This window comes from Oleiphilus sp. HI0132 (assembly GCF_001635845.1).
In genome coordinates this window covers 1-581 of record NZ_LWGJ01001831.1, presented here as the reverse complement: position 1 = coordinate 581, position 581 = coordinate 1, and the positions used below count along the sequence as shown (strand labels likewise).

General features: G+C 47.2%; 1 protein-coding gene. It reads right to left on the bottom strand.

What is annotated here, in order from left to right; all coding sequences use genetic code 11:
• Nucleotides 1-581: HDOD domain-containing protein (locus tag A3766_RS27660; RefSeq protein ID WP_156509199.1), on the bottom strand; the 581-nt coding region annotated here is incomplete at both ends.

Genomic DNA, 581 nt, shown 5'->3' with positions numbered 1-581 from the left:
AAGAAGTGCTCAATATAGCCACTGTCTAAATGGGGGTTTGCTTCAATATAGCGACACATCAACGAGAAGTGAGGCGGGAAGACGTGTGCAAGCACCAAATAACCAAAGTTATGCAGCAAGCCCGAAAGATAAGACAAGCCGAAACTGGGGCGATAAGTCGGGTCAATTTTGCTTAGAATTGAGGTCGTACCTAGAGCTAGCCACATGGCTTGCTGCCAATAGGGGGCATAACCTTTTGGCTCATCCTTAGGAACTTTTAGTGTTCTTCCCAGAGCTAAACCCATTGCCAGGTTCATCACCATATCAAAGCCCAATACCCTGATGATCGCGTCGTGAACTGACTTGATCTTTCCGGGTGCATTGTAAAATGAGCTGGAAGCCCAGCTAACTACCTGAGCAGCAAGGCTTGGATCTTTTTCGATGATATCTGCCAGTTCATCAGCGCCTGCATCAGGGTTGGAGCGAAGGCGAATAATTTCTTGTGCACTCTGAGGCAGAGGTGGAAGCTCAAGAGTGTCTTCCAAGCGCTGTTTAATACGTAAGGAGGTAAACTTCTCAATCGCTTGATTGATCTGCTCAAG